The organism is Chryseobacterium sp. GP-SGM7 (assembly GCF_049166575.1).
Taxonomy (GTDB): domain Bacteria; phylum Bacteroidota; class Bacteroidia; order Flavobacteriales; family Weeksellaceae; genus Chryseobacterium.
Genome location: NZ_JBMHFF010000012.1, coordinates 1 through 1790 on the forward strand (window position 1 = coordinate 1; position 1790 = coordinate 1790).

Consider the following 1790-nt stretch of genomic DNA (forward strand, 5'->3'; position numbering starts at 1 on the left):
CTTACCAATAAAAAGTTTAAAGATTTTTTTGCTAAAAACGCAGCCGCTTTATAAAATAAAAACCCATCGCAATTGCGATGGGTTTCTTTATTATCTGCCACACGATATAATCGTGCGGTAGCGGGGGACACCAAAGCTCATATATTTGCTACCATCGACGCTTTTATCAAAGCTTCTAAACTTAAAAATATTGCGGCAATGTAGTTCCGTTTCCGTATACAAAGCAGAACATCATATAACACACAAAAACCTCGCAAATTGCGAGGTTTTTTTATTATCTTCCACACGATACAATCGTGCGGGAGCGAGGGACTTTCTTATCTCTATAATAATTTATTTTTCAGAACCATCATGATTATAAACTTCAAGATTCCAATCTATCATAACTTCATCAATCCAATCAATGAAACTATCATTACATACTTCAACATCCTCAATATCTTCATATTCAATATCCCATTGCCAAAATACAACATGACATATTTCGTCCGTAATTTTAGATAAATCTAAACAATAATGATTTCCTTGTCCATCTGGTGAAAAAGGGAAAAAAAACTTTGGCATTGGATTCTCAGCTTCAAAATGTTCAAATTTATAAATCATATCCAAAGAACTTCCTTTTAATTCCTGCGACAACCCATAAACTTGTGTTCCTGCAAGTATAATTCTGTTATGCTTTTTTATAATATATTTAAAGTCTTCAGGAAGTTTATATCCAATTTCTTTTTCTAAATCTTCAATCCTAGAATCCAAAATAGATTCTCCTAAAAATAAAATTTCATTAGAAAACTTATATAATTCTTCAAGCCTCTTATTACATTCTTCTATTATTTCCATATTTAGTTATTTTCCGCTAGGATATTCTTTTTTCCAATATTTTTGTCTGGCAACATTAAACTTCTTTCGATCTTCTTTTGATAAAGGTTTCTGCCCTTTAGGATGATTCTTACTATAGTTGCCTTTTCCTCTATGGTCATGTGGATGCATTTCTTTAAAAGGACCTTCCGCATTTTGTCCTTCGTGATGAATTTCAACAGGCTTTCCATCTTTTTTAAAAGTTGGCGCATTCCCAGGTTTAGCGGGTGGATTTAAAGAATCTCTAGGGATTTTATCTTCATCAGGAATAGTTATTCCATTTACATCAGTTTCTTCGTCATCAGATTCTGCATTATCTGTATGTCTATACATCATTGGATCAATACGGGTTGGCTGATAGGTTTCATTAGTATCTATAAAATCGCCGATAACATACCATGAAGCAACCGCAAAAAAAGAGAACAACGCAAATTGAGCATTTCGTGACATCACACTAGCTGCAGCAACTGGAGAAACTCCCTTTGTAACAACTTCATCTATATCTGTAAATGTTTTTCCTCCTTCTAAAAGCTGTACAGTTGCTCCATCTATCCTATAAGATCCTGTTGGTCCAACATAATTCCAACCTTCAGGCGTATTGCTTTTTCTTGTAACATTTGGATCCCATCTATATCTATTGGTGGTCGGATTATGAATCCAGTCAGAGACTTCTTCGCCAGACATTCCCGTAGGATCAGCAAAAGTTATAGGGTTATTCCAAACGTAGCTGTACGTTTCCTGAGTGTATTGGCTTCGTGGATCTACCACACCCCATCTCCCAATATCCGGCATATAAAATCTTGCGCCGTAATCATACATTCCGTAGTCTACACTACTTTTCAAGATTTCTCTACTCAAGTTTTTCTTGCGCGAGGCTTTTCACTGTGAACTTCTTCGCTTGCTCGCTTTTCTCAAAAGTACAGTTTTTTCTTTTC

2 protein-coding genes are annotated in these 1790 nt (G+C 35.2%); both read right to left on the reverse strand.

The genetic code is table 11. From position 1 onward, the window contains the following. Nucleotides 1–333: 333 nt before the first annotated feature. Nucleotides 334–837 (reverse strand): SMI1/KNR4 family protein, encoded by a 504-nt coding sequence (locus ACOOWA_RS18045; RefSeq protein ID WP_421377336.1) that lies wholly within the window; start codon nt 835–837, stop codon nt 334–336. A 6-nt stretch (nt 838–843) separates the two neighbouring features. Next, nucleotides 844–1713 carry an RHS repeat-associated core domain-containing protein gene (locus tag ACOOWA_RS18050; RefSeq protein WP_421377338.1) on the reverse strand — a complete coding sequence of 290 codons (870 nt, stop codon included), beginning with the start codon at nt 1711–1713 and terminating at the stop codon, nt 844–846. Between the last annotated feature and the right edge of the window lie 77 nt (nt 1714–1790).